The 21,753-nt window shown below is 66.5% G+C and carries 25 protein-coding genes and 1 riboswitch; of the genes, 13 read left to right on the forward strand and 12 right to left on the reverse strand.

Going from position 1 to position 21,753, the window contains the following annotated elements:
• Positions 1-191: 191 nt before the first annotated feature.
• From lpxK to FAZ98_RS10850, 5 genes are all read left to right on the forward strand, one after another.
• Positions 192-1,244 carry a tetraacyldisaccharide 4'-kinase gene (gene lpxK / locus FAZ98_RS10830; protein ID WP_158951953.1) on the forward strand — a complete coding sequence of 351 codons (1,053 nt, stop codon included), beginning with the start codon at positions 192-194 and terminating at the stop codon, positions 1,242-1,244.
• Positions 1,225-1,422: a Trm112 family protein gene (locus FAZ98_RS10835; RefSeq protein WP_158951211.1), complete on the forward strand. Its 198-nt coding sequence runs from the start codon at positions 1,225-1,227 to the stop codon at positions 1,420-1,422. The genes lpxK and FAZ98_RS10835 overlap by 20 nt, the downstream gene beginning before the upstream one ends.
• Before the next feature lie 204 nt (positions 1,423-1,626).
• Entirely contained in the window at positions 1,627-2,430 is an 804-nt protein-coding gene (kdsB, locus tag FAZ98_RS10840; protein ID WP_158951212.1) for a 3-deoxy-manno-octulosonate cytidylyltransferase, read from the forward strand.
• Positions 2,431-2,739: 309 nt separating this feature from the next.
• Positions 2,740-3,402, forward strand: a complete 663-nt coding sequence (gene adk, locus FAZ98_RS10845; protein WP_158951213.1) for an adenylate kinase — start codon at positions 2,740-2,742, stop codon at positions 3,400-3,402.
• A gap of 207 nt (positions 3,403-3,609) precedes the next feature.
• Entirely contained in the window at positions 3,610-4,368 is a 759-nt protein-coding gene (locus FAZ98_RS10850; RefSeq protein ID WP_158951214.1) for a 3-hydroxyacyl-CoA dehydrogenase, read from the forward strand.
• Positions 4,369-4,451: 83 nt separating this feature from the next.
• On the opposite strand, the gene FAZ98_RS10855 is transcribed toward FAZ98_RS10850, so the two are convergent.
• Positions 4,452-5,291 carry a SirB1 family protein gene (locus tag FAZ98_RS10855; protein WP_158951215.1) on the reverse strand — a complete coding sequence of 280 codons (840 nt, stop codon included), beginning with the start codon at positions 5,289-5,291 and terminating at the stop codon, positions 4,452-4,454.
• A 5-nt stretch (positions 5,292-5,296) separates the two neighbouring features.
• The gene (murJ, locus tag FAZ98_RS10860) at positions 5,297-6,847 is read right to left on the reverse strand and encodes a murein biosynthesis integral membrane protein MurJ (RefSeq protein ID WP_158951216.1); all 1,551 of its coding nucleotides are present in this window, start codon (positions 6,845-6,847) and stop codon (positions 5,297-5,299) included.
• A gap of 702 nt (positions 6,848-7,549) precedes the next feature.
• Here murJ and rpsT point away from each other — a divergent pair.
• Positions 7,550-7,822 carry a 30S ribosomal protein S20 gene (rpsT, locus tag FAZ98_RS10865; RefSeq protein ID WP_158951217.1) on the forward strand — a complete coding sequence of 91 codons (273 nt, stop codon included), beginning with the start codon at positions 7,550-7,552 and terminating at the stop codon, positions 7,820-7,822.
• A gap of 184 nt (positions 7,823-8,006) precedes the next feature.
• On the opposite strand, the gene FAZ98_RS10870 is transcribed toward rpsT, so the two are convergent.
• On the reverse strand, positions 8,007-8,360 hold the full coding sequence (locus FAZ98_RS10870; protein WP_158951218.1) for a DUF3579 domain-containing protein: 354 nt from the start codon (positions 8,358-8,360) through the stop codon (positions 8,007-8,009).
• A gap of 561 nt (positions 8,361-8,921) precedes the next feature.
• Here FAZ98_RS10870 and argF point away from each other — a divergent pair.
• Positions 8,922-9,851 (forward strand): ornithine carbamoyltransferase, encoded by a 930-nt coding sequence (argF, locus tag FAZ98_RS10875; RefSeq protein ID WP_158951219.1) that lies wholly within the window; start codon positions 8,922-8,924, stop codon positions 9,849-9,851.
• Between the two features lie 79 nt (positions 9,852-9,930).
• On the opposite strand, the gene FAZ98_RS10880 is transcribed toward argF, so the two are convergent.
• Entirely contained in the window at positions 9,931-10,758 is an 828-nt protein-coding gene (locus FAZ98_RS10880; RefSeq protein ID WP_158951220.1) for an IclR family transcriptional regulator, read from the reverse strand.
• A gap of 200 nt (positions 10,759-10,958) precedes the next feature.
• Between FAZ98_RS10880 and FAZ98_RS10885 the strand changes: the two genes are divergently transcribed.
• Positions 10,959-12,149 (forward strand): acyl-CoA dehydrogenase, encoded by a 1,191-nt coding sequence (locus tag FAZ98_RS10885; RefSeq protein ID WP_158951221.1) that lies wholly within the window; start codon positions 10,959-10,961, stop codon positions 12,147-12,149.
• Between the two features lie 173 nt (positions 12,150-12,322).
• On the opposite strand, the gene FAZ98_RS10890 is transcribed toward FAZ98_RS10885, so the two are convergent.
• The gene (locus FAZ98_RS10890) at positions 12,323-12,961 is read right to left on the reverse strand and encodes a peroxiredoxin (RefSeq protein WP_158951222.1); all 639 of its coding nucleotides are present in this window, start codon (positions 12,959-12,961) and stop codon (positions 12,323-12,325) included.
• A 404-nt stretch (positions 12,962-13,365) separates the two neighbouring features.
• Here FAZ98_RS10890 and FAZ98_RS10895 point away from each other — a divergent pair, with 404 nt between their 5' ends.
• From FAZ98_RS10895 to FAZ98_RS10905, 3 genes are all read left to right on the forward strand, one after another.
• Complete coding sequence (locus FAZ98_RS10895; protein WP_117335984.1) at positions 13,366-13,668, forward strand: DUF883 family protein; 303 nt, start codon at positions 13,366-13,368, stop codon at positions 13,666-13,668.
• A gap of 350 nt (positions 13,669-14,018) precedes the next feature.
• The gene (locus tag FAZ98_RS10900; RefSeq protein WP_158951223.1) at positions 14,019-14,405 is read left to right on the forward strand and encodes a phage holin family protein; all 387 of its coding nucleotides are present in this window, start codon (positions 14,019-14,021) and stop codon (positions 14,403-14,405) included.
• Between the two features lie 170 nt (positions 14,406-14,575).
• Complete coding sequence (locus FAZ98_RS10905) at positions 14,576-15,055, forward strand: DUF3318 domain-containing protein (RefSeq protein ID WP_158951224.1); 480 nt, start codon at positions 14,576-14,578, stop codon at positions 15,053-15,055.
• 40 nt (positions 15,056-15,095) lie between these two features.
• Here FAZ98_RS10905 and FAZ98_RS10910 read toward each other — a convergent pair whose 3' ends face one another.
• From FAZ98_RS10910 to glyA, 7 genes are all read right to left on the reverse strand, one after another.
• On the reverse strand, positions 15,096-15,518 hold the full coding sequence (locus FAZ98_RS10910; protein ID WP_158951225.1) for a type IV pilin protein: 423 nt from the start codon (positions 15,516-15,518) through the stop codon (positions 15,096-15,098).
• Between the two features lie 72 nt (positions 15,519-15,590).
• The gene (locus tag FAZ98_RS10915) at positions 15,591-16,061 is read right to left on the reverse strand and encodes a pilus assembly PilX family protein (RefSeq protein ID WP_325072387.1); all 471 of its coding nucleotides are present in this window, start codon (positions 16,059-16,061) and stop codon (positions 15,591-15,593) included.
• A gap of 56 nt (positions 16,062-16,117) precedes the next feature.
• Positions 16,118-16,936, reverse strand: coding sequence for a PilW family protein (locus FAZ98_RS10920; RefSeq protein WP_158951227.1), 819 nt, complete (start codon positions 16,934-16,936; stop codon positions 16,118-16,120).
• A complete protein-coding gene (locus tag FAZ98_RS10925) occupies positions 16,933-17,391 on the reverse strand; it encodes a hypothetical protein (RefSeq protein ID WP_158951228.1) in 459 nt (152 codons plus the stop codon). Before FAZ98_RS10925 ends, FAZ98_RS10920 begins: the two co-directional genes overlap by 4 nt.
• Positions 17,388-17,924 (reverse strand): GspH/FimT family pseudopilin, encoded by a 537-nt coding sequence (locus tag FAZ98_RS10930; protein ID WP_158951229.1) that lies wholly within the window; start codon positions 17,922-17,924, stop codon positions 17,388-17,390. Before FAZ98_RS10930 ends, FAZ98_RS10925 begins: the two co-directional genes overlap by 4 nt.
• Positions 17,925-18,120: 196 nt before the next feature.
• A complete protein-coding gene (gene nrdR, locus FAZ98_RS10935; protein WP_158951230.1) occupies positions 18,121-18,624 on the reverse strand; it encodes a transcriptional regulator NrdR in 504 nt (167 codons plus the stop codon).
• Positions 18,625-18,639: 15 nt separating this feature from the next.
• Complete coding sequence (glyA, locus tag FAZ98_RS10940) at positions 18,640-19,887, reverse strand: serine hydroxymethyltransferase (RefSeq protein ID WP_158951231.1); 1,248 nt, start codon at positions 19,885-19,887, stop codon at positions 18,640-18,642.
• Between the two features lie 169 nt (positions 19,888-20,056).
• Positions 20,057-20,185, reverse strand: a riboswitch (ZMP/ZTP riboswitch).
• Between the two features lie 245 nt (positions 20,186-20,430).
• On the opposite strand from glyA, the gene ydfG reads away from it, so the two are divergent.
• Together ydfG and ybgC are read left to right on the forward strand one after the other, a co-directional pair.
• Positions 20,431-21,177 carry a bifunctional NADP-dependent 3-hydroxy acid dehydrogenase/3-hydroxypropionate dehydrogenase YdfG gene (gene ydfG, locus FAZ98_RS10945; protein ID WP_158951232.1) on the forward strand — a complete coding sequence of 249 codons (747 nt, stop codon included), beginning with the start codon at positions 20,431-20,433 and terminating at the stop codon, positions 21,175-21,177.
• Positions 21,178-21,258: 81 nt separating this feature from the next.
• Entirely contained in the window at positions 21,259-21,753 is a 495-nt protein-coding gene (gene ybgC / locus FAZ98_RS10950; protein ID WP_407672006.1) for a tol-pal system-associated acyl-CoA thioesterase, read from the forward strand.

The raw sequence follows: 21,753 nt of genomic DNA on the forward strand, positions 1-21,753 counted from the left end.
GCCGAAACTCCGCCGCTTGCTGGCCGATCGCCGACTTGACGCTCGCTCGCCCCTTCGAACCGGAGATCCGACCCGATGCCCGTTTTACCCGCCCGCCCTTCGCATCGTGACGCCTGCCTGGCGGCGCGCGGCGCGTCTCGCGGCGCCGCGCTTCGCGCGTTTCGCCCCGCTTTCTGCTCATGACCGGCCCGATTTCCACGTTGAAGGATCGCGCCGAAGCCGGTATCGCAAAGGCGTGGCAGCGGCGCGGCGGTCTCGCGTGGGCGCTCACGCCGCTCGCGGCCGTGTTCGCCGCGGTGAGCGGCGCGCGGCGCGCGGCGTTCGCGGCGGGCTGGCTCCAGAGCGTGCGCGTGGGCGTGCCGGTGGTCGTGGTCGGCAACGTGACGGTGGGCGGCACGGGCAAGACGCCCACGGTGATCGCGCTGGTCGAGGCGCTGCGCGCGGCCGGCTACGCGCCCGGCGTGGTGTCGCGCGGCTACGGCGCGAAGATCGACCGGCCCACGCCGGTCACGCCCGACACGCCGCCCAGACTGTCCGGCGACGAACCGCTCCTGATCGCGCGCCGCACCGGCGTGCCGGTGTGGGTCTCGCCCGACCGCGTGGCGGCGGCCACGGCGCTGTGCGGCGCGCATCCCGACGTCGACGTGATCGTGAGCGACGACGGCCTCCAGCATTACCGGCTCCAGCGCGACTTCGAACTCGTGGTGTTCGATCACCGGCTCGGCGGCAACGGCTTCCTGCTGCCCGCGGGCCCGTTGCGCGAATCGCTGTCGCGCCACCGCGACGCCACGCTCGTCAACGACCCGTACGCGCGCACGCTGCCGCCGTGGCCCAACACCTTCGCGCTCAAGCTCGAGCCCGGCGACGCGTGGCATCTCGCGAATCCCGCGCTGCGCCGCCCGCTCGCGCAGTTCGCGAACCACGCGGGCGCGGGTTCCAGCGCCGACTCGACCGCGCCGCGCCTCGTGGCGGCGGCCGGCATCGGTGCGCCCGAGCGCTTTTTCGCGACGCTGCGCGCGGCCGGTCTCGCGCCGCACACGCTGCCCTTGCCCGACCATTACGCCTACACGACGAATCCGTTTGCCGACCTCGCCGCCGAGACGATCCTGGTCACCGAAAAGGATGCAGTAAAATTGGCGGCCTGGAACGACGCGCGCATCTGGGTCGTCCCCGTGGAAGCCGCGCTCGATCATCGCCTTATCACCCTGGTTGTGGAGAAACTCCGTGGACGCCCGTCTGCTTGAAATCCTGGTCTGCCCCATCTGCAAGGGCCCGCTCAGCTACGATCGCGCCGCGCAGGAGCTGATCTGCAACGCCGACAAACTCGCCTATCCGATCCGCGACGGCATCCCCGTCATGCTCGTCGACGAGGCGCGTCAAACGGTGGAAGGCACGCCCGTCGACCCGGGCGCCGGCGCCTGACGTCGCGCCGCTGCGCGGCCGGGGCCGCGCGGGCGTCGAACGGCGTTTCGCCGATACTGTCGATACCCGTGATTACCGTCGCGATGTCGACGAGCCAGTCCGTCATGCAGCGCGCCGCTTCCGGCGCGTTGTTTTTTCCAGCGCGATGAGTCGAGGCGCATCCTCGAGCGCCCGAGCGCCCGCGCAACTGTCCGAACCCAGGTCATGACCGCTTCCGTGCAACCCTTCATCGCCGTGATTCCGGCGCGCCTCGCCTCCACCCGGCTGCCGAACAAGCCGCTCGCCGACATCGGCGGCAAACCGATGGTCGTGCGCGTGGCCGAACGCGCGCTCGCCTCGGGCGCGCAGCAGGTGCTGGTCGCCTCCGACGCGCAGAGCGTGCTCGACGCCGCCCGCGAGCACGGCTTCGAAGCGATGCTCACGCGCGCGGACCATCCCACCGGCACGGACCGCCTCGCCGAGGTCGCCGACCACTATGGCTGGAGCGACGAGACCATCGTCGTGAACGTGCAGGGCGACGAGCCGTTGATCGACCCGCAGCTCGTCTGCGGCGTTGCGTCGCACCTCGCCGAACACGCCGATTGCGCCATCGCAACCGCCGCGCATCCGATCACGGCACCGGACGAAATCCTCAGCCCGAACGTCGTGAAGGTCGTGCTCGACGCGCGCGGCGTGGCGCTCTACTTCTCGCGCGCGCCCATTCCCTGGGCCCGCGACGCCTGGCAGCCGCACTGGTCGCCGGCGCGCCTCGATCTCGCCGCAATGCCCGCCCCGCCGGCTCCCGCGACGGTCTATCGGCATATCGGGCTGTACGCGTATCGCGCTAAATTCCTGCGCAGCTACCCCACGCTGTCCCAGTCGCCGATCGAGCAGGTCGAGGCGCTGGAGCAACTTCGCGCGATGTGGCACGGCGAGCGCATCGCGGTCCTCGTGACCGCCGAAGCGCCCGCGCCGGGCGTCGATACCCCTGCCGATCTCGCTCGCGTGCAGGCGTTATTCCGGCCTTAATTCGGGCCGTGGGGCCAAAATCCCATGGCATAATCAATTGTTTGCGCGAGCCGTCTAAAGCCTTTGTGCACCGGGGTTTCCCCACTTTTTGCCGGCGCTGCCCGCTGCGCCGTCCGCTGCGTTTGACTGTCATTCGCCCCGGACGCTGCCGCGCGGGATGTGTCGCCGCCCCCCGTCTGCCCGGCCTTTCACGGCGTGAGCGAGCGGGAGGCACGTGCCGAAAGCAAGCACCAATGCTGCCGTTTGCCGCCCCCGCGCGTGGGGTGGCCGCCGCGCCGGAAGAATTCACACAGATCGGAGATGTTCACCATGCGTTTGATCCTGTTGGGCGCGCCCGGCGCGGGCAAGGGAACCCAGGCAAACTTCATCAAGGAAAAGTTCGGCATCCCCCAGATCTCGACGGGCGACATGCTGCGCGCGGCCGTCAAGGCCGGCACGCCGCTCGGTATCGAAGCGAAGCGCTTCATGGACGCCGGCGAACTCGTCACTGACGAACTCATCATCAACCTCGTCAAGGAACGCCTGCAGCAGCCCGACTGCCAGAACGGCTATCTGTTCGACGGCTTCCCGCGCACGCTGCCGCAAGCCGAAGCCATGAAGCAGGCCGGCGTGGCGATCGACTACGTGCTCGAGATCGACGTGCCGTTCGACGAGATCATCGTGCGCATGAGCGGCCGCCGCATGCACCCGGCTTCGGGCCGCACCTATCACGTCAAGTTCAACCCGCCCAAGGAAGACATGAAAGACGACGTGACGGGCGAAGCACTCGTCCAGCGCGACGACGACAAGGAAGAAACCGTGCGCAAGCGTCTCGACGTCTATGTCGCGCAAACCAAGCCGCTCATCGCCTATTACAGCGAATGGGCGCAGCGCGGCGAGGAAAACGGCCTGCAAGCGCCGCAGTACCGCGCGATCTCGGGTCTCGGCAGCGTCGACGAAATCCGCGAGCGCGTGTTCGCCGCACTCAAGTAAGCTCAACGCTCCGGCCGCGCCGGAGGTCCGGCGTGACCGGGCTTCCCGCCGTCGGCCCGGGCGGGCTTCAGTCCGACATCGAGCATGCCTGCGGGCCGGCTGGCGTCGCGTCACGATTCACCTCGTGCGCGGCGCCAGGCGGCCCGTTTTGCTTTGCGGCCCGCCCCGCTCGGGGCACGGCGCCTACAACAACACAGGAGACGAGCCATGCAAATTCGCGACAACGTATTTCTCATCACCGGCGGCGCTTCGGGACTCGGCGCGGCCAGCGCCCGCCTGCTCGCCGCGGAAGGCGCCAAAGTCGTCATCGCCGACCTGAACGCCGAAGCCGGCAACGCGCTCGCGCAGGAACTGGGCGGCGTATTCGTGACCTGCAACGTGGCGAGCGAGGAAGACGGCGCGCGCGCCGTGGCCGCCGCGACGGCGCTCGGCACGCTGCGCGGCCTCGTGAACTGCGCGGGCATCGCGCCGGCCGCGAAAACCGTTGGCAAGGACGGGCCGCATCCGCTCGACACGTTCTCGAAAACCATCTCGGTGAACCTGATCGGCACCTTCAACATGATTCGCCTCGCGGCGGCCGCGATCGCGCAAACCGCGCCGGGCGCGGGCGGCGAACGCGGCGTGATCGTCAACACGGCCTCGGTGGCGGCCTACGACGGGCAGATCGGCCAGGCGGCCTATGCGGCGTCCAAGGGCGGCGTCGTGGCCATGACGTTGCCGGTCGCGCGCGACCTTTCGCGCAGCGGCATCCGCGTGATGACCATCGCGCCCGGTATTTTCGAAACGCCGATGCTGCTCGGCATGCCGCAGGAGGTGCAGGACGCGCTCGGCGCGATGGTGCCGTTCCCGCCGCGCCTCGGCAAACCCGACGAGTACGCGATGCTCGTGAAGCAGATCGTCGAGAATCCCATGCTCAACGGCGAAGTGATTCGCCTCGACGGCGCGATCCGCATGCAGCCGAAGTAAGCGCCGCCACGATGTATCGCCGATACGAAAAAGCCCGCGATCACTCGCGGGCTTTTTTGCTGGCGCCTGGGCAAACGGCGCGATCAGTCGTTGTCGAGCGTGCGCTGCCGTAACTCGTGCAATTGCGATTCCACGACGGTCGCGTCCTCGGCCTCCGGGCGCGCTTCCAGATACTGTTCGAGGTCTTCGAGCGCGGGCCGCAGATAGTCGAGCCGCGCATACGCGAAACCGCGATCGCGAATTTCCTCGATGCTGCCGGGCAGCAGGATCACGAGACGCTGCTGGATGGCGAGCAGGCGCTGCCAGCGCTCGGTTTGCAGATACACCGACTTGAGATTGCGCAGCATGCGCGCCACGATCTCGCGCCGCGTGGCCGGTTCGAGCAGCATGCGCAGCGCGCGCGCCACGGAGTCGCCCGTGTTCGCCACGAACGGCTCCAGCATCTCGACCATGTCCGATTCCGTGAGCGTGCGGCCCGTGGTGGGATCGAGCATTTCGTCGCCTTCGGGCAGCGAGACGCGCAGCAGGAAATGCCCCGGAAACGACACGCCCTGCACCGGCAGGCCCAACTGGCTCGCGATCTCCAGATAGATCACGGCGAGCGAAATGGGAATGCCGCGCCGGCGCTTGAGCACGGCGTTCAGATGACTGTTGTCGGGATCGAGATAGTCGTTGAGATTGGCCGCGAAACCCATCTCACGAAAAAAGCAGCGGTTCAGAATGCCGATCTGCTGACGCACGTCGGCGCCTTCGGGCAAACGGCGGCCCACGCGCAACGCGAGTTCGTCGAGCTCGGCCAGCGTGGCCTGCAGGTCGAGATCGGGGTAGGCATCCTGCGCGATCGCGAGCGCCGCTTCGGTGAGCGGCAGGCTCTCGTCTTCGGCAACGAGCGCGCTGAAATAATCCAGAACCCGCGTAGACATCGTGATCACTTCGTCCGCCTCTTGAAGTACGCGTATTTGAAGCCCATCAGCCACAGCATACCGAAATATAGCGCTGCGAACAGAACGAGGCACGCCGCCATGAGCGCGATGCGCGAGACCGGCTCGTGCCGCAGTGCGATCCAGTCATAACTGATCGAGCACCAGTGCATGGCTCCCGCCAGCACGAGGCATGCCCCGAGCAGTTGCACGAAGAAACGCGTCCAGCCCGCGGAAGGCATGTAGATACCGCGCCGGCGCAGGCCGATAAAGAGCAGCAGCGCGTTCATGCACGCGCCCAGACCGACCGAGAGCGTCAAACCCGCGTGCGAAAAGATCGGCACGAAAATGTAATTGCTGATCTGCGTGGCGACGAGCACGCCCACGCCGATCTTCACGGGCGTCTTGATGTCCTGGCGCGCATAAAACCCGGGCGCGAGGATCTTGATGAGAATCAGGCCGATGAGACCCACGCCGTACGCGGCCAGCGCATGCGCCGTCATCACGACCGAGGTGGCGTCGAATTTGCCGTAGTGGAACAGCGTGGCCGTGAGCGGCTCGGCGAAGAAGAACAGCGCGACGGCCGAAGGCGCGGCCAGCAGGAAGGTCACGCGCAGGCCCCAGTCGAGCAGCGCGGAATATTCGTGCGGATCGGCGTCGACGTGCGCTTTCGACAGGCTCGGCAACAGGATCGTACCGAGCGCCACGCCGAGCAGCGCCGTGGGGAACTCCATCAGCCGGTCGGCGTAGTTGATCCACGACACCGCGCCCGGCCCGAGCCGCGAGGCGATATTCGTGTTGATGATGAGGCTGATCTGCGCGACCGAGACCGCGAACATCGCCGGCACCATTTTCGCGAGCACGCGCTTGACGCCGCGATGCGCGAGCGCCTTGAGCGGATTCCAGCCGATACGCGGCATCATGTCGATGCGCTTCAAGCCCGGCAATTGCACGAGGAACTGCAACACCCCGCCGACGATCACGGCCCACGCGAGCGCGTACACCGGCTGCTTCATGTGCGGCGCGACCGCCACGGCCGCCGTGATGAACGAGACGTTGAGCAGCACGGGCGCGAACGCGGGCAGCGAGAACTGCTTGTACGTGTTCAGCACGCCGGACGCGAGCGACGTCAGCGAAATGAACACGATGTACGGGAACATGATGCGCGTCATCGTGACGGCCATGGGATACGCCTGGCCGTCGGCTTTCAGGCCCGAAGCGACCACGGTCACGACGAAGGTCGCGCCGAAAATGCCCAGCAGCGAAAGGACCGCCAGCACCCAGGCGAGCACCGTGGAGGTGGCGTCGACCAGCGCGCGCGTGGCGTCGTGGCCTTGCTGATTCTTGAACTCCGCGAGGATCGGCACGAACGCCTGCGAGAAGGCGCCCTCCGCCGAAATGCGGCGCAGCAGATTGGGAATGCGAAACGCGACGTAGAAAGCGTCGGTGAACTGGCTCGCGCCGAAGGCGCGCGCGATCAGCGTTTCTCGGGCCAGTCCGGTCACGCGCGACAGCAGCGTGAAGCCGCTGACTGTCAGCAGGGCTCGGAATAGATTCATGGGGCGCCTATTATACGGGCGCCGCGGGTCGCGCCGATGTTGGGCGCCGCGCATGCGGTGCGGTACTCGGGCCGCAAGGTTTTGTCGAGCGGGTGCGAAGGCGGGATGTCGATGGCGGTACGTTGGGCGGCGCGGGTGAAACGCGGGTGCGGCGCGGGTGAAGCGCATGTGCGTTCCGGACAAATCGACGCCGGACGGCGCCGGCCAGCGAAGACCGACGCGCAGCCATGGACGAACCCCGCGCCTGCGCACGGTATAAAGCGATCGCCAAGGCCCCCGCCCTCGCCCGTCCATCGATCCCGCGGCATCGCTGCGTAGCGCGTGGAATTTGCAGTTAGTTGCAAGAGCGACCGTCAGCGATCGTTATCGTTACCCGCGGCGCCACGTCGCGATTGCCATCCTCATGATTTCGTTGCTATACTCTTCGGTTCCGAGTTTCGCTGGGCTTCGTAAAGAGGCTGTAAGAAGTTCCAGAAACCCGGATGCGTCCTGGAAAGGGAGCGCGCATCGGCCTGTCAAAGCGCCGCTGCCCGCTTCGGCACAAGGGGCGCAGCCGGCGGGCGGTGTTTCGCAGCCTCGCCGGCAATACCGTTTTGCGCTTTCGGGCCACGCCCCAAGGCGCAAATCCAGGCACAGAGCGACGTTCCAGTCCGAACGCATAGGCAACCGGCGGACGCGCTCCAGAAAATCCAAGGATATGTAATGGCAAATTCCGCACAAGCACGCAAGCGTGCCCGTCAGGCCGCGAAGGCAAACTCGCACAACTCGGCACTGCGCTCGAAGTTCCGTACGGCGATCAAGGCGGTTCGCAAGGCGATCGACGCCGGCGACCAGGCTAAGGCTGCTGAAGTCCTGAAGGCTTCGGCCAAGACGCTCGACATCATCGCCGACAAGAAGATCGTTCACAAGAACAAGGCCGCTCGCCAGAAGAGCCGCCTGTCGGCCGCCATCAAGGCGATGCAGGCAGCGCAGTAAGGTTTCCTTCGGGCGCCCCGCTTCGGCGCGCTGCCCGGACGATTCCGCTGCACCACGAAAAACCCGCTTAGGCGGGTTTTTTGTTTTTCCGCCGATGGAAAACCGCTCGCGCCACCACCCGCGGACGTAAAAAAACCCGCTCGCGGCGGGTTTCATCGCTACAGCACGACAGCCGGTTAGCGGCTTATCGCTTCACGCCGCCCGGCTGCTGGGCCGCGTGCTCGAGCGGCAGTTCGCAGGCCTCGGTCACGAGCAGATCGTTGTCCTTGGCGAAGTTCAGCACGAAGTTGAACGCCATCGGCTCGATGTCTTTCAGACGCGAATCGAGAATCACGCACTTGAGATCGCCGATCATGGTCGGGCGCACGTACAGCGAGTAACGCAGATACGCATTCGGACCCCGCGCGTTGGCCGACGCCTTCGGGCCGAAGCTCGACATCACGCCCGCCAGACGCTCCGACCAGTCGCTCGGGCGAAACTTCTTGCCGTTGCTGGTGATGCCTTGAATGAAGTATTCGGTTGGGGCTTCGTCGGCCATGCAGGAGTACCTGTGTATATAGCTGCCGGTGCGATGGCAGCAGGTCACGTCGACACGAGCGCTTTTCCGCGCCTGTTGCCGCGGGACGCCGGCCGCAGGGGTCGCCGCCCGTTGCCGGTCGCCGGTCGCCCGTTGCCGGTCGCCCACCACCACGCGCATGGTTAGTCCGATGGATTGGGAGGTGGCTGCCGCGCGCACCGCCAGCGGCACCGGCCACTCCCGCCGGCTCGTTCGCGCCACGGCGCACAGTGCTTTCACAACGCTTTCCCGTACCGCGCCAGCCTGCTTGTCGTGCCAGAAAAATCTTGAAGATTATAGCCTACCGACCGTTTTGACGCACCGCACACAAGCCCCAAACAGAGGGGGAAAGCCCCGTCTTTACGCCGCTTCCGCCGGTTGCATGGCGCGCGGGGCCGGAGCGCACGCAACGTTCCTCCCACTATTGGCCAACTCGTCAAATTCGGCAAAATCCTTTATGCTGCTTTGACTTACCACCAACCGCAGCGGCGTCGCCCGGCCTTTTCTGCAGTTCAAGGCCGGATCGGGCGCCATTTTTGTTTCATGACCTCCCGGACCATACGCCATTACCTGCAGTTCAAGGATTTCTCCCTTGACGAATATGAATATGTGCTGGAGCGCGCGCGCATCCTGAAGCGCAAGTTCAAGAACTACGAGACGTATCATCCGCTGCACGACCGCACGCTCGCGATGATCTTCGAGAAGAACTCCACGCGTACGCGCCTCTCGTTCGAAGCCGGCATTTTCCAGCTGGGCGGCCACGCCGTGTTCATGAACACGCGCGACACGCAACTGGGCCGCGGCGAGCCGATCGAAGACTCGGCGCAGGTCATCTCGCGCATGGTCGACATCATCATGATCCGCACGTTCGGCCAGGACATCATCGAGCGCTTCGCGGAAAGCTCGCGCGTGCCCGTGATCAACGGCCTGACGAACGAATATCACCCGTGCCAGGTGCTCGCCGACATCTTCACGTTCTACGAGCATCGCGGTCCGATCCGCGGCAAGACCGTCACGTGGATCGGCGACGCCAACAACATGCTCTACACGTGGATCGAAGCCGCGCAGATCCTCGACTTCAAGCTGCGCGTCTCCACGCCGCCGGGCTATCCGCTCGACCCCGCGCTGGTCGCGCCGGAGAGCGAGCCGTTCATCGCCGTGTTCGACGACCCGAACGAAGCCTGCGCGGGCGCCGATCTCGTCACGACCGACGTCTGGACGAGCATGGGCTTCGAAGCCGAGAACGAAGCACGCAAGAAGGCGTTCGCCGACTGGTGCGTGGACACCGACATGATGGCGCGCGCCAACGCCGACGCGCTGTTCATGCACTGCCTGCCCGCGCACCGCGGCGAGGAAGTGAGCGCCGAAGTCATCGACGGCCCGCAGAGCGTGGTCTGGGACGAAGCCGAAAACCGCCTGCACGTGCAGAAGGCGCTGATGGAGTTCCTGCTGCTGGGCAAGCTCAATCACTGAGCGGCCTGCCGTATCGGCGCCATGAAAAACCGGGACCTGCGTCCCGGTTTTTTTTCGTCCGGCGCGCGCCTCGCGTGCTTTATCCGACCGTCTCGCCGAGCCGCCGTGCCAGCGACTTCAGCAGCGGCGCGACGCGCTCGCGAAACACCTCGGGTCCCATCGACGAAGCCGGCCCGCTGCAACTGAGCACCAGCCAGCGCCGCTCGCGCGGCTCGCGAAACGGCACGGCCACCGCGTTGACGTCTTCGTGCCAGTCGCGAAACGAGTAGCAGCACCCTTCCCGGCCGAACACCTCGATCTCGCGCTTCGCCGCCTCGACGAGCGCCGGCCCCGCCTCGCCGGCCGCCTTCGCGAGTTCGGCGAACAGCGCCGTGCGCACGTCGATCGGCTGCACGGCGAGATAGGCGCGCCCCATCGAACTCGTGAGCATCGAGAGCTTCGACCCGGACGCGAGACCGAGCGTGAGCGCCGTTTCGCTGCGGATCGTTTCCAGATAGATCACGTCGAGGCCGTCGCGGCAACCGAGCGACACGGCCGCGCCCACTTCGCGCGCGAACGCGCGCAGGTGCGGGCGCGCCAGCTCGAGCGTGTCCGTACTCGAGAGCAGCGCGAAGCCGAGCGAGAGCACGCCGGCGTCGAGCGCGTATTTGCCGAGCGATTCGTCGAAGCGCAGGTAGCCGAGCACCGTGAGCGTGTAGGCCAGCCGGTTGACCGTGGCTTTCGGCAGGCCGGTGCGCTCGACGAAGTCGCGGTTGCCGAGCAGCGTTTCGCCGGGCCGGAACGCGCGCAGCAATTCCAGCCCGCGCGCGAGCGCCACGACGAACTTGCGCTCGTCGATCGGGCCGTCCGGGAGCGCCGACGGGAAGGCGGCAGCGAGAGAGGTCGATTCGGATTCGGATGCAGACATGGGCGCGCGAGTGAGATACACTAGGATCAATTTGCAAAACATTGTTCCGCATAGCGGAACTTCAGTCAAGCGTAAATCGTCGTTCGGCCGCGTCGGTCAGCCACGCCGTTCAGCTGATATCGCCGGCCCCCGGCTTCGATCCGCGCAGACGCCCCACCCTGCAAATCCGCGAAAATTTCGAGACTCAGGAGAGACGCACCATGGCAGCACACGCTCAATTCCACTGGGAAGATCCGCTTCTTCTCGACCAGCAACTCACCGAAGAAGAGCGCATGGTGCGCGACGCCGCCGCGGCTTACGCGCAGGACAAGCTTGCGCCGCGCGTGATCGAGGCGTTCCGCCACGAAAAAACCGACGCCGCGATCTTCCGCGAAATGGGCGAAGTCGGCCTGCTCGGCCCGACCATTCCCGAACAATACGGCGGCCCCGGCCTCAACTACGTCGCGTACGGCCTGATCGCGCGCGAAGTGGAGCGCGTGGACTCGGGCTATCGCTCGATGATGTCGGTGCAGTCGTCGCTCGTGATGGTGCCGATCTTCGAATTCGGCTCGGACGCGCAAAAGGAAAAGTATCTGCCCAAGCTCGCGAGCGGCGAGTGGATCGGCTGCTTCGGCCTGACCGAACCGAACCACGGCTCGGATCCGGGCAGCATGGTCACGCGCGCGAAGAAAGTGAACGGCGGCTACTCGCTCTCGGGCGCGAAGATGTGGATCACGAATTCGCCGATCGCCGACGTGTTCGTCGTGTGGGCGAAGCTCGAGGAAGACGGCAAGGACGAGATCCGCGGCTTTATCCTCGAAAAAGGCTGGAAGGGTCTCACGGCACCGGCGATCCACGGCAAGGTGGGCTTGCGCGCGTCGATCACGGGCGAAATCGTCATGGACGAAGTGTTCGTGCCGGAAGAGAACCTCATGCCGGGCGTGAAGGGCCTGCGCGGTCCGTTCACCTGCCTGAATTCGGCGCGCTACGGCATCGCGTGGGGCGCGCTCGGCGCGGCGGAGTCGTGCTGGCACACGGCGCGCCAGTACACGCTCGACCGCAAGCAGTTCGGCCGTCCGCTCGCCGCGAACCAGCTGATCCAGAAGAAGCTCGCCGACATGCAGACCGAAATCACGCTTGGCCTGCAAGGCTGCCTGCGTCTCGGCCGCATGAAGGACGAGGGCACCGCCGCCGTCGAGATCACGTCGATCATGAAGCGCAACTCGTGCGGCAAGTCGCTCGACATCGCGCGTCTCGCACGCGACATGCTGGGAGGCAACGGGATCTCGGACGAGTTCGGCGTGGCGCGCCATCTCGTCAACCTCGAAGTCGTCAACACGTACGAAGGCACGCACGACATCCACGCGCTGATTCTCGGCCGCGCACAAACGGGCATTCAAGCGTTCTTCTGAGCGCATTGACGCGTGCCATGAAGCGATACGCGGCGGCATTCGCCGCGCATCGCGACGCACGGGATTGCCAGCCCGTCGACAAAAAAACGCCGCACGGTTTCGAGCCGCGCGGCGTTTTTTTTGGTGCATCGCGCTCGCGGGCAGTGCCTCGCCAGCGCTTCTGCACGACCTGCTTACTTGTTGGGCTGCGGCGTGAGACGCAGATACGGGCGCACGGCCTTGTAGCCCTTCGGGAACTTCTGCTTGATGACCTCTTCGTCCTTCAGCGACGGCACGATCACCACGTCGTCGCCCTGCTTCCAGTTGCCCGGCGTCGCGACCGAGTGATTGTCGGTGAGTTGCAGCGAGTCGATCACGCGCAGCACTTCGTCGAAATTGCGGCCGGTGCTGGCCGGATACGTGATGATGAGGCGCACCTTCTTCTTCGGGTCGATCACGAACAGCGAGCGCACCGTGAGCGTCTCGTTGGCGTTCGGATGGATCATGTCGTAGAGCGTGGAAACCTTGCGGTCGGCGTCGGCGAGAATCGGAAAACCGACGCTCGCGGCCTGCGTTTCGTTGATGTCCTTGATCCACTCGTTATGCGACTCGGCGCTGTCGACCGACAGCGCGATCGTCTTCACATTGCGCTTCTCGAACTCGTCCTTGAGCTTCGCGGTCAGGCCCAGTTCGGTGGTGCAGACCGGCGTGAAGTCGGCCGGATGCGAGAACAGCACACCCCAACTGTCGCCGAGCCAATCGTGGAACTTGATGGTGCCGATGCTCGAATCCTGCTCGAAGTCGGGTGCGATATCGCCAAGACGAAGACTCATGGTGCGGTTCCTTTGAACGTGAAATGACGAGACGGGCGCGCGATTCGCCGCTGCGATCCAGCGAAGCTCGCCCGCCGGTTTCCTGGAAGCTCAGAGGTTCAAGCATACAGGCAGCGACCGCATTCCGATAACGAACATCGCCTCACACCGGTATGAGTTTTTGTAATTTTGAAAGCCGCGCGGAAACTTTGCGTGCCGGATCAAGTCACTCAGACTCGTTCTTGCGCAAAGCGCAGGGTTTTTTGCTCCACTCGTGCGCATGTCCCGGGCTTGGGTCGGCCCAATTGACGACGCAGGCAGGTACGGATCGTGCGCGCACTGCGACCATGGCGGCGCGTCACGCTTGCCAGCGCCCGTTTCTTTGTTACGATTCACGCGTGATGTGACACGAATGGAGCCAGTCAATGTCAGAAGTCAATAAGGAGAGGCTGATGTCCGATATCAAAACCGTCCTCGCGGACGCAGAAGATTTGCTCAAGCAGGCTGCGAGCGCAACGGGCGAGCGCGCTTCCGAGCTGCGCGAAACGGCTCTCTCGCGGCTGAAGCAAGCCAAGGAAAAAGCCGCCGACGTGCAGGTTGTCGTGGTCGAGAAAGGCAAGAAGGCGGCACGCGCCACCGACGACTACGTGCACGAGCATCCGTGGGCGTCGATCGGCATCGCGGCCGGCGTGGGCGTGGTGGTGGGTCTGCTGATCAACCGCAAGTAAGCGCGGCGCACTGCGCTTCACGGTGAGAGCGGCGGTCGCGCCGCCCTCGCTGTGAGCGCGCGGCAACCCGATCGCGCCGAACTCATCGCGCATGTCGCCTGGCGGCCGGTGGCTTCGCTTGCCTTGGCGACCGCGTGCCGAGTTTTGTTTGGCCGATCACGCGGCGCCGCTTCCGCTCCGGGCGGCTTGCGATCTTGCGATGTAATGCGGCGCGACTGTCCTGACGCTTACCGATCCGCCGCGTGCCCACGCATCGTCGCGCATCGTGTATCACCTCTTGCCGGACCGCATGTCCGGCTGTTTTTTCTTGCGCACCGCACGCGCACCCGCTCGCGCAACCTGCCCTCGCCATGACGACAGACCACCATTCGCAGCGACAGGAACACGGCCCGTTGCGCCGCCTGCTTGGCTCCGCCTTCTCGATCCTGCAAACGCGCCTCGAGTTGATCGGCATTGAACTGGCCGAAGAAAAGGAACGTTTGATCGGCGTGCTCTTTCTCGGCCTCGCCGCGATGATGCTGGCGATGCTGTCGCTGATCGCGCTGACCGCGCTCGTTGCCATCGCCTTCTGGGACACGTACCGCTGGCAGGCGCTCGCCTGTATCACGGCCATCTACGCGCTCGCCGCGATCGTTTGTGCGCTGAAGGCGCGCAGCGGTTTGCGCAACGCACCGATCGTGTTCCAGACCACGCTCGAAGAGTTCGAAAAAGATCGCGAGATCTTGCGCCGACCGTAAGCCATCCGGCGGCGCTCGCTTTGTGGCCGCCTTGTGGCTGCTTTATGCCGCTTTAAGACGCGTTATCGCTGCTTCAGACGACGCACCTCTGCCCGGCCTGGTGCCAATCGCGCGGTGACGTGCTGACGCGCCATCCGCCCCGCTCCACCCTAACGCCGCGAACCGAAGCCATGAGCCAACCCCGCCTCGACAACACGTTTCGCCAGACGCACACGCGCTCGCACGACCTTTCGACGCCGCAACTGCGTGCGCTGCGCAAGGAGCTGCTGCTCGTGCGCGCGAGCGTCGAACGCGCCGAAATGGCCGAGGCGCTGCTCGACGTGCGCTCGGCCGTCACCAACTTCAGCTGGCTGCGCTTCATCGTGCCTGGCTTCGCGGGCGCGCGCGGCGGCGGCCTGGCGAGCCTGGGCGGCCTCGGTGGCATGGGCGCGCTGCTCAAGGAATATCCGATCCTGAGTTCGCTCGCGTCGCTCGTGCTTGCCAAGCCGCTGCGCTCGGGCCTCGCCTCGGCCGTGCGCCCCGCGATCAAGTGGGGCGGCCTTGCCTTCACCGCGTGGGAGGGCTATCGCGTCTGGCAACAGATGCGACGCCAGCGCGATCCCGCGGCCGCGCGCCGCACTCCGGCCGACGAAGGCGATCTCACCGGCTGAGCTGCCCGGCCGGTCGCCAATAGCGGGCCGCCGGCCGCGCTCAGCGGTCTTTCCAGCACATCTGCGTGACGGTTGCCGCGGCATCGCCGCTCGCGACCCGATTGCCGCGCACCCCCGTTGCATCGAGCACGAAGGTACCGCAGGTGTCGTCGCGCATGGGCCCACCCGCCGCCGGCTCCGCGCTGATCGCATAGCCGCCGTTGGTTTCGTCGCCGGAGGCGATGCGCAGACGATAGACCGGCCTTCCCGTCGATGGCGCCTGCTCGTAACCCGCTGGCAAAGCCAGCGCGGACGGATTCTGCGTGTCGATCCATTGCGCGGCGCGATAAAGCGCGGCCACCGCGTCGATGCGATGACCGCGCGCGATCTGCGCGTACCAGCCGGGCAACGCGTACGCCGCGACGATCGCCACGGCCGCCAGCGCGATCACGAGTTCCAGCAGCGTGAACGCCCGACGCCGCATGGCGTTTGCCGATTTCCTCCAACCTCCCGTGCCTGCGTTCGTCCCACGCCTCACCTCGCCTCCTTGCATCGATTAGAACGGCCGCGCGACCACGCGACGCCAGTGATGCTCCACACGCAGCGCGTCGCCCACGCCGTCCAGAACCAGCTCGTCCTGCAACCAGCTTTGCGTCTCCTCCGTCGCGCCGAAGCCGCGCGCCGTGACCAGATACGCGCGTACGAGCGGGCGGCTCGCCACGCGCCACGCCTCGACGAGACATTGCGGCGCGCGCGTCGAACCGGGCCACGCCGCCAGCGGCGTGAGCGCCGCGCGCGTGAAAGCGCTTTCGCTGCGCCACGCCTGCGGCTCGCCGGGCTGCGCAGCCGGCGACCACGACGACAGCGAACCCTCTACCGCCGCGCGCGAACACAGCACGAGCGCGGCGTCGGCGGCGTGAAACGCTTGCAGATGATCGGCGACGGCGTTCGCATTGCGCGCTTCCAGCAACGCCGATTCGAACCACGCGGCCGACGTCACGAGCATCATCGAGACGATCATCAGCACGACCGGCAACGCGACGCCTCGCGGCCTGGCACCTCGCCGTCGATGTAACCTGCCGCTCATGATTGCGCCGCCATCGCGTTTCGCAGCACGACGTGCCGCCAGAACGCGTGGCGCGCGCGGCCGTCCGTGCCACTCGCCTGCGCGCCCTCGCAATCGACATAACGCGTGCGCTGTGGCAAAGGCAACGGGAGAGGCGCGCCGCGCACGAGCACGCACACGTCGACGGCGACGACCGCGCTCCATTGCTCGCGCGCGAGCGCCGAAGCCTCCACGGCTTGCGCCGCGCCCGCGAGCCAGTAGCGCAACCGCAGGCGCTCCACGCCTTCGACCAGCGGCTGCGCCGTGCCGACCTTGCCGCTGCCCTCGCAGTACAACTCGGGCTCGCCGGTCGAACTGCTCGCCTTCGCGTGAAAACGGTTGACGATCTCGGCCTCCGTCGAACCGGCCGCGCCCACGGCCTGGCCGAGACAATCGGTGGCCTGACCGCTGGTTGCGGACCATGTCGATACGGCGTCGCCGCGATAGCGCACGGCCACGCCGTCCGAGCGATTCGAGAGCGCTTCGCAGACCGGTACGGCGTCGGTGCCCACGGCGCGCCCTGCCGCGCAGCCGAAGATTGCGGGACCGCTCAAAGGCGCGGTGACTTCCGCGGCAACGAAGCCCGCCATCTGCAACTGCTCGCCGATGAGCGTCAACGCGTTCATGCCCGCGTCGTGAACGCGTGCGGCGTCGGTGGCAGCGGCGAACGCCTGGCGCTGCGAACGATACGCCGCGAGCGCGCCGAGCACGACGACGAGCCCGAGCGCCACGGCGATCGTCAGCTCGAGCAGCGTGTGGCCGGGCGAGCGCCGCGGCTTCCTGCGCGCGGCACTCATCGCAGGAAGGCCACGGCGAGGCAATCGCGGCCGGCGGGCACGCTCGCCTCGGCGCATGACGCGCTGTGCGACACGGCGGGCGCGCTCGCCATCGACATGAACGATGTCGCGCGCCAGGTGAGGCTCGCGACGGACACGTCGCCGCCGACGCCGGCCGCTGTGAGCTTGCCTTCCGGCACGATGCCCGACGCGAGTGTTTTCCAGCGCTCGGCCGCCGCCGCGCCGGTTGCGGCCGATGTGCCCGATGTGCCCGATAAAACCGAGAGGCACGCGGATTCCGCCAAGGCGTCGGCGGCGAAGGCGGCTCGTTCGCGCGCCGCCGCAAGTTGTGCATGACGCGCGAGGCCCAGTTGCGTGTTGATGAGACCGAGGCCGCAGAGCGCCATGATGCCGAGCGCGATGGCGACTTCCAGCAGCGTCGAGCCGCGCGCCGCGTTGCCGTTTGGCCGTTTCATGACGCCCCCGAACACGCACCCGCGCTGATGCGCGCGCGGCCGCCCGCGGCGATGCGCAGACATCGGCGCCATGCGGTCCCGCGCTGTGCGGCGCTCGGCGCGCGCGGCGCGACCTCGAAATTGCGCAGGCTGCCGATGGTCTGCCCGGCGGGCGGCGAGAACGTGACCGCCGTGAGCGTGGACGCGACAGCGATCGCGTCGAGCGGCGGTTGCATGCGCAACGGCACGTAGGCGCCGGCGCGCTCGATCATCACGGCCCAGCCGCACGACCAGTCGGCGAGACCCGACGGACAGGCCTTGGCCGCCGCGAGGCAATGGCGCGCGGTATCGATACGGCAAACGGTGATGCGCGCCTTGCGCCGGATCGCTTCGTTGCGCGCATAGGCGAAGGTGCCGAGCAGCGCGTTGGCGCGCGCGTCGACCTGATCGCGCACGCGCCACGCGACGAACACGGGCGTGGCCGCCGTGGCGCAAATCGCGAGCAGCACGATGACGATCATCGTTTCGAGCAGCGTGAATCCCGAGCGTTTCATCAGCAATCCTCAAGGTGTGCGGATTGCCATCAATCTACGGACGAACGCCCGCCCGAACAATTAGCCGAACGGCTAACTGTTCGAAGCAGCGTGGGCTCGCGAGAATGCAAGCGTCACGACATCGGCGAAACAGGAAGGGAGAACAGGAATGCGGAGTTCGCGAAGAACACGGATGCCGCGAATGCGGCGAGCGCGCTCAGCGCTTCTTGCCGGAGGCGGGCGTGGGCGCGGCGGCGGCCGCCGCGCCGCCGGAGCGGCGGAATTCCTCGATCACGTCTTCGAATTCGGAAACGTCCTCGAAGCGGCGATACACCGAGGCGAAGCGCACGAACGCGATCTTGTCGAGATTGCGCAGCTCGCCCATGACGAGTTCGCCAAGGCGTTCGCTGCGCACCTCGCGCTCGCCGCTGCCGAGCAGTTGATACTCGATGCGCGCGACCGCTTCGTCGATCGCGTCGGCGGAAACCGGCCGCTTGCGCAGCGCGAGTTTCATGCTCGCCGCGATCTTGCGGCGGTCGAACTCCGTGCGGCTGCCGTCCTTCTTGACCACGGCGGGCATGGCCAGCTCGACCCGCTCGTACGTCGTGAAACGCTTGTCGCAGGCCGGGCAGCGACGCCGGCGCCGGATCGCGGCGCCGTCTTCGGAAACACGCGAGTCAACGACCTGCGTGTCTTCGTGCCGGCAGAAGGGGCAGCGCATGGATCAGCGCAGGGCTTAGCGGTAGACCGGGAAGCGCTGCGTCAGCTCGGCGACCTGCGCCTTCACGCGCTCGATCGTCGCGGCGTCTTCCGGATTGTCGAGCACGTCGGCGATCAGGTTGCCCACCTGCTCGGCTTCCTTCACGCCGAAACCGCGCGTGGTCATGGCCGGCGAGCCGAGACGGATACCGCTCGTCACGAACGGCTTTTCCGGGTCGTTCGGGATGGCGTTCTTGTTGACCGTGATGTGCGCCGAACCGAGCACGGCTTCCGCGGCCTTGCCGGTGATCTTCTTGGCGCGCAGGTCGACCAGCATGACGTGGCTTTCCGTGCGGCCCGAAACGATACGCAGACCGCGCTTGACCAGCGTTTCCGCCAGCACGCGCGCGTTGTCGAGCACTTGCTGCTGATAGGTCTTGAACTCCGGCGCGAGCGCTTCCTTGAACGCGACGGCCTTGCCGGCGATCACGTGCATGAGCGGACCGCCCTGGATGCCCGGGAAGATCGCCGAGTTGATGATCTTCTCGTGCTCGGCCTTCATCAGGATCACGCCGCCGCGCGGGCCGCGCAGGCTCTTGTGCGTGGTCGTGGTGACGAAGTCGGCGTGCGGCACCGGGTTCGGGTAGACGCCCGCGGCGATCAGGCCGGCGTAGTGCGCCATGTCGACCATGAAGTACGCGCCCACGGCCTTCGCCACCTTGGCGATGCGTTCGAAGTCGATCCGCAGCGCGAATGCCGAAGCGCCCGCGATGATCAGCTTCGGCTTCGTTTCATGCGCGCGCTTTTCGAGCGCTTCGTAGTCGATGTCTTCGTTCGCGTCGAGGCCGTAGCTCACGACGTTGAACCACTTGCCGCTCATGTTGAGCGCCATGCCGTGCGTGAGGTGACCGCCTTCGGCGAGGCTCATGCCCATGATGGTGTCGCCCGGCTTGAGCACGGCGAAGAACACGCCCTGGTTCGCCTGCGAACCCGAGTTCGGCTGCACGTTGGCGGCTTCGGCGCCGAACAGCTGCTTCACGCGGTCGATCGCGAGCTGCTCGACGATATCCACGTTTTCGCAGCCGCCGTAATAGCGCTTACCGGGGTAGCCTTCGGCGTATTTGTTGGTGAGCTGGGAACCCTGCGCGGCCATGACGGCGGGCGAGGTGTAGTTTTCCGACGCGATGAGCTCGATGTGCTCTTCCTGGCGACGGTTCTCGAGTTCGATCGCCTTCCAGAGTTCGGGATCGACGTTGGCGATGGTGCTTTCGGCTCTGTCAAACATACGGATTCCGTTAAGTGTGTTCAGGTTGACCGGGTCTCGCGCGGAACACGTAGCAGGTACGCGGCGCTGCTGGCACGCTGTGGAAACAGGCCAGCCTTGACGTGGCGAAAGAGGGTACCGCGCACGCGAGGCAGGGCAGCTCCAGCAGCGCTTGATGAAGCGCGCGGATCTCGGCTGCCCAGGCGAACGGCAAAACGGCACCCTGCGCTTCACGGTGGGTCGTTCCACCTTGAGTTCCCAGCCCGGCGAGCCTTGCTTGCGCCGTTCCGGAACCCTATCGCCAGTCACGCAGGGATTGAGCGCGTAATTTTATTGGAACGGCCGGGAATAGGCAACCGGCGTGCCATCGCCGTGATCCCGTCGATGGCGGGCGAAAACGGCGCGTGCCCGATGCCGGCGCCGCCGCCCGGCGCGCCCCCGCCCGGGCTCGCCCGGCACCAGCAGGCCGGCAGGCCCGCGAGCGTTCTGGCCCTTCCTTGCCGCAGCGCGTCATTGGAAGTAGGCTGTCCGCTTTCCTCGCCTACCACCGACCAGGGAGCAACCATGATCGTATTCGTCACCGGCGCATCCGCGGGATTCGGCGCCGCCATCGCGCGCGCCTTCGTCAAGGGCGGCCATCGCGTCGTCGCCACGGCGCGCCGCAAGGACCGCCTCGACGCCCTCGCCGCCGAACTCGGCGACGCCCTTCTGCCGTTCGAGCTGGACGTGCGCGATCGCGCCGCCGTCGAAGCCGCGCCCGCCGCGCTGCCGCCCGAATTCGCGGCCGTCGACGTGCTCGTCAACAACGCCGGTCTCGCGCTCGGCGTCGAACCCGCGCAGAAGGCCGACCTCGACGAATGGGAAACCATGATCGAAACGAACTGCACGGGTCTGGTGCAGGTGACGCACGCGTTCCTGCCCGGCATGGTCGAGCGCAATCGCGGTCACGTCTTCAATCTCGGCTCGGTCGCGGGCCGCTGGCCGTATCCGGGCGGCAATGTCTACGGCGCGACCAAGGCCTTCGTGCGTCAGTTCAGCCTGAACCTGCGCGCCGACCTCGCCGGCACCGCGCTGCGCGTGACCGACATCGAACCGGGCCTGTGCGGCGGCACCGAGTTCTCCAACGTGCGCTTTCGCGGCGACGACACCAAGGCGGCGAACGTCTACAAAGACGTCGAACCGCTCACGGCCGAGGACATCGCCGACTCGATCTACTGGATCGCCACGCGCCCCGCGCACGTCAACATCAACACGATCGAACTGATGCCGGTGGCGCAAGCGTTTGCCGGATTGAGCGTGCATCGCGGCTGAATCTTCAGAAGAAAATAGCCTTACAGATGTCTTTCTATCGTCAGGCGTACGAACGGCGAGCGGGCCGCGCGTTCCGGTAGAATGCGCGGCATGGAAAGATTTACCAGCAAGCCGGACGCCGTGCAGCCGCCCGCGGGCAGCGATTTTTCGTGGCCCGTGCGCGTCTACTACGAGGACACCGACGCCGGCGGCATCGTGTTCTACGCGAACTATCTGAAGTTCTTCGAACGCGCGCGCACCGAATGGCTGCGCGCGTGCGGTATCGACCAGCGGCGGCTCGCCGAGCAAACCGGCGTGCTGTTCGTCGTGCGCAGCACCGCGCTCGACTATCGGTCGCCCGCCCGACTCGACGACATTGTCACTACGGTCAGCCGCATCGAGAAGCTCGGCCGCGCTTCTGTCGACTTCATGCAGGAGGCGTGGCGGGACGGCACGCTGCTTGCAAGGGGCAGCATCCGCGTCGCGTGTGTCGATGGCGCGGCAATGCGCCCTGCTCCCATTCCGGACCATGTGCACGACGCATTGCGACGCGGTCCGCAGAAAGAACTGTTTGCCGTGTCAACGGTAGTGCAGTAA

The sequence above is a fragment of the Paraburkholderia acidisoli genome (assembly GCF_009789675.1).
Lineage (GTDB): Bacteria > Pseudomonadota > Gammaproteobacteria > Burkholderiales > Burkholderiaceae > Paraburkholderia > Paraburkholderia acidisoli.

Coding starts and splice junctions, on each gene's coding strand:
- nrdR (WP_158951230.1), bottom strand. CDS start 18,624: ATGCGCTGCCCCTTCTGCCGGCACGAAGACACGCAGGTCGTTGACTCG.
- FAZ98_RS10905 (WP_158951224.1), top strand. CDS start 14,576: ATGAGCCAACCCCGCCTCGACAACACGTTTCGCCAGACGCACACGCGC.
- argF (WP_158951219.1), top strand. CDS start 8,922: ATGACCTCCCGGACCATACGCCATTACCTGCAGTTCAAGGATTTCTCC.
- FAZ98_RS10890 (WP_158951222.1), bottom strand. CDS start 12,961: ATGAGTCTTCGTCTTGGCGATATCGCACCCGACTTCGAGCAGGATTCG.
- FAZ98_RS10850 (WP_158951214.1), top strand. CDS start 3,610: ATGCAAATTCGCGACAACGTATTTCTCATCACCGGCGGCGCTTCGGGA.
- murJ (WP_158951216.1), bottom strand. CDS start 6,847: ATGAATCTATTCCGAGCCCTGCTGACAGTCAGCGGCTTCACGCTGCTG.
- FAZ98_RS10855 (WP_158951215.1), bottom strand. CDS start 5,291: ATGTCTACGCGGGTTCTGGATTATTTCAGCGCGCTCGTTGCCGAAGAC.
- FAZ98_RS10885 (WP_158951221.1), top strand. CDS start 10,959: ATGGCAGCACACGCTCAATTCCACTGGGAAGATCCGCTTCTTCTCGAC.
- ydfG (WP_158951232.1), top strand. CDS start 20,431: ATGATCGTATTCGTCACCGGCGCATCCGCGGGATTCGGCGCCGCCATC.
- kdsB (WP_158951212.1), top strand. CDS start 1,627: ATGACCGCTTCCGTGCAACCCTTCATCGCCGTGATTCCGGCGCGCCTC.
- FAZ98_RS10895 (WP_117335984.1), top strand. CDS start 13,366: ATGTCAGAAGTCAATAAGGAGAGGCTGATGTCCGATATCAAAACCGTC.
- FAZ98_RS10880 (WP_158951220.1), bottom strand. CDS start 10,758: ATGTCTGCATCCGAATCCGAATCGACCTCTCTCGCTGCCGCCTTCCCG.
- FAZ98_RS10910 (WP_158951225.1), bottom strand. CDS start 15,518: ATGCGGCGTCGGGCGTTCACGCTGCTGGAACTCGTGATCGCGCTGGCG.
- FAZ98_RS10900 (WP_158951223.1), top strand. CDS start 14,019: ATGACGACAGACCACCATTCGCAGCGACAGGAACACGGCCCGTTGCGC.
- glyA (WP_158951231.1), bottom strand. CDS start 19,887: ATGTTTGACAGAGCCGAAAGCACCATCGCCAACGTCGATCCCGAACTC.
- FAZ98_RS10930 (WP_158951229.1), bottom strand. CDS start 17,924: ATGAAACGCTCGGGATTCACGCTGCTCGAAACGATGATCGTCATCGTG.
- ybgC (WP_407672006.1), top strand. CDS start 21,259: ATGCGCGGCATGGAAAGATTTACCAGCAAGCCGGACGCCGTGCAGCCG.
- FAZ98_RS10925 (WP_158951228.1), bottom strand. CDS start 17,391: ATGAAACGGCCAAACGGCAACGCGGCGCGCGGCTCGACGCTGCTGGAA.
- adk (WP_158951213.1), top strand. CDS start 2,740: ATGCGTTTGATCCTGTTGGGCGCGCCCGGCGCGGGCAAGGGAACCCAG.
- rpsT (WP_158951217.1), top strand. CDS start 7,550: ATGGCAAATTCCGCACAAGCACGCAAGCGTGCCCGTCAGGCCGCGAAG.
- FAZ98_RS10870 (WP_158951218.1), bottom strand. CDS start 8,360: ATGGCCGACGAAGCCCCAACCGAATACTTCATTCAAGGCATCACCAGC.
- FAZ98_RS10920 (WP_158951227.1), bottom strand. CDS start 16,936: ATGAGTGCCGCGCGCAGGAAGCCGCGGCGCTCGCCCGGCCACACGCTG.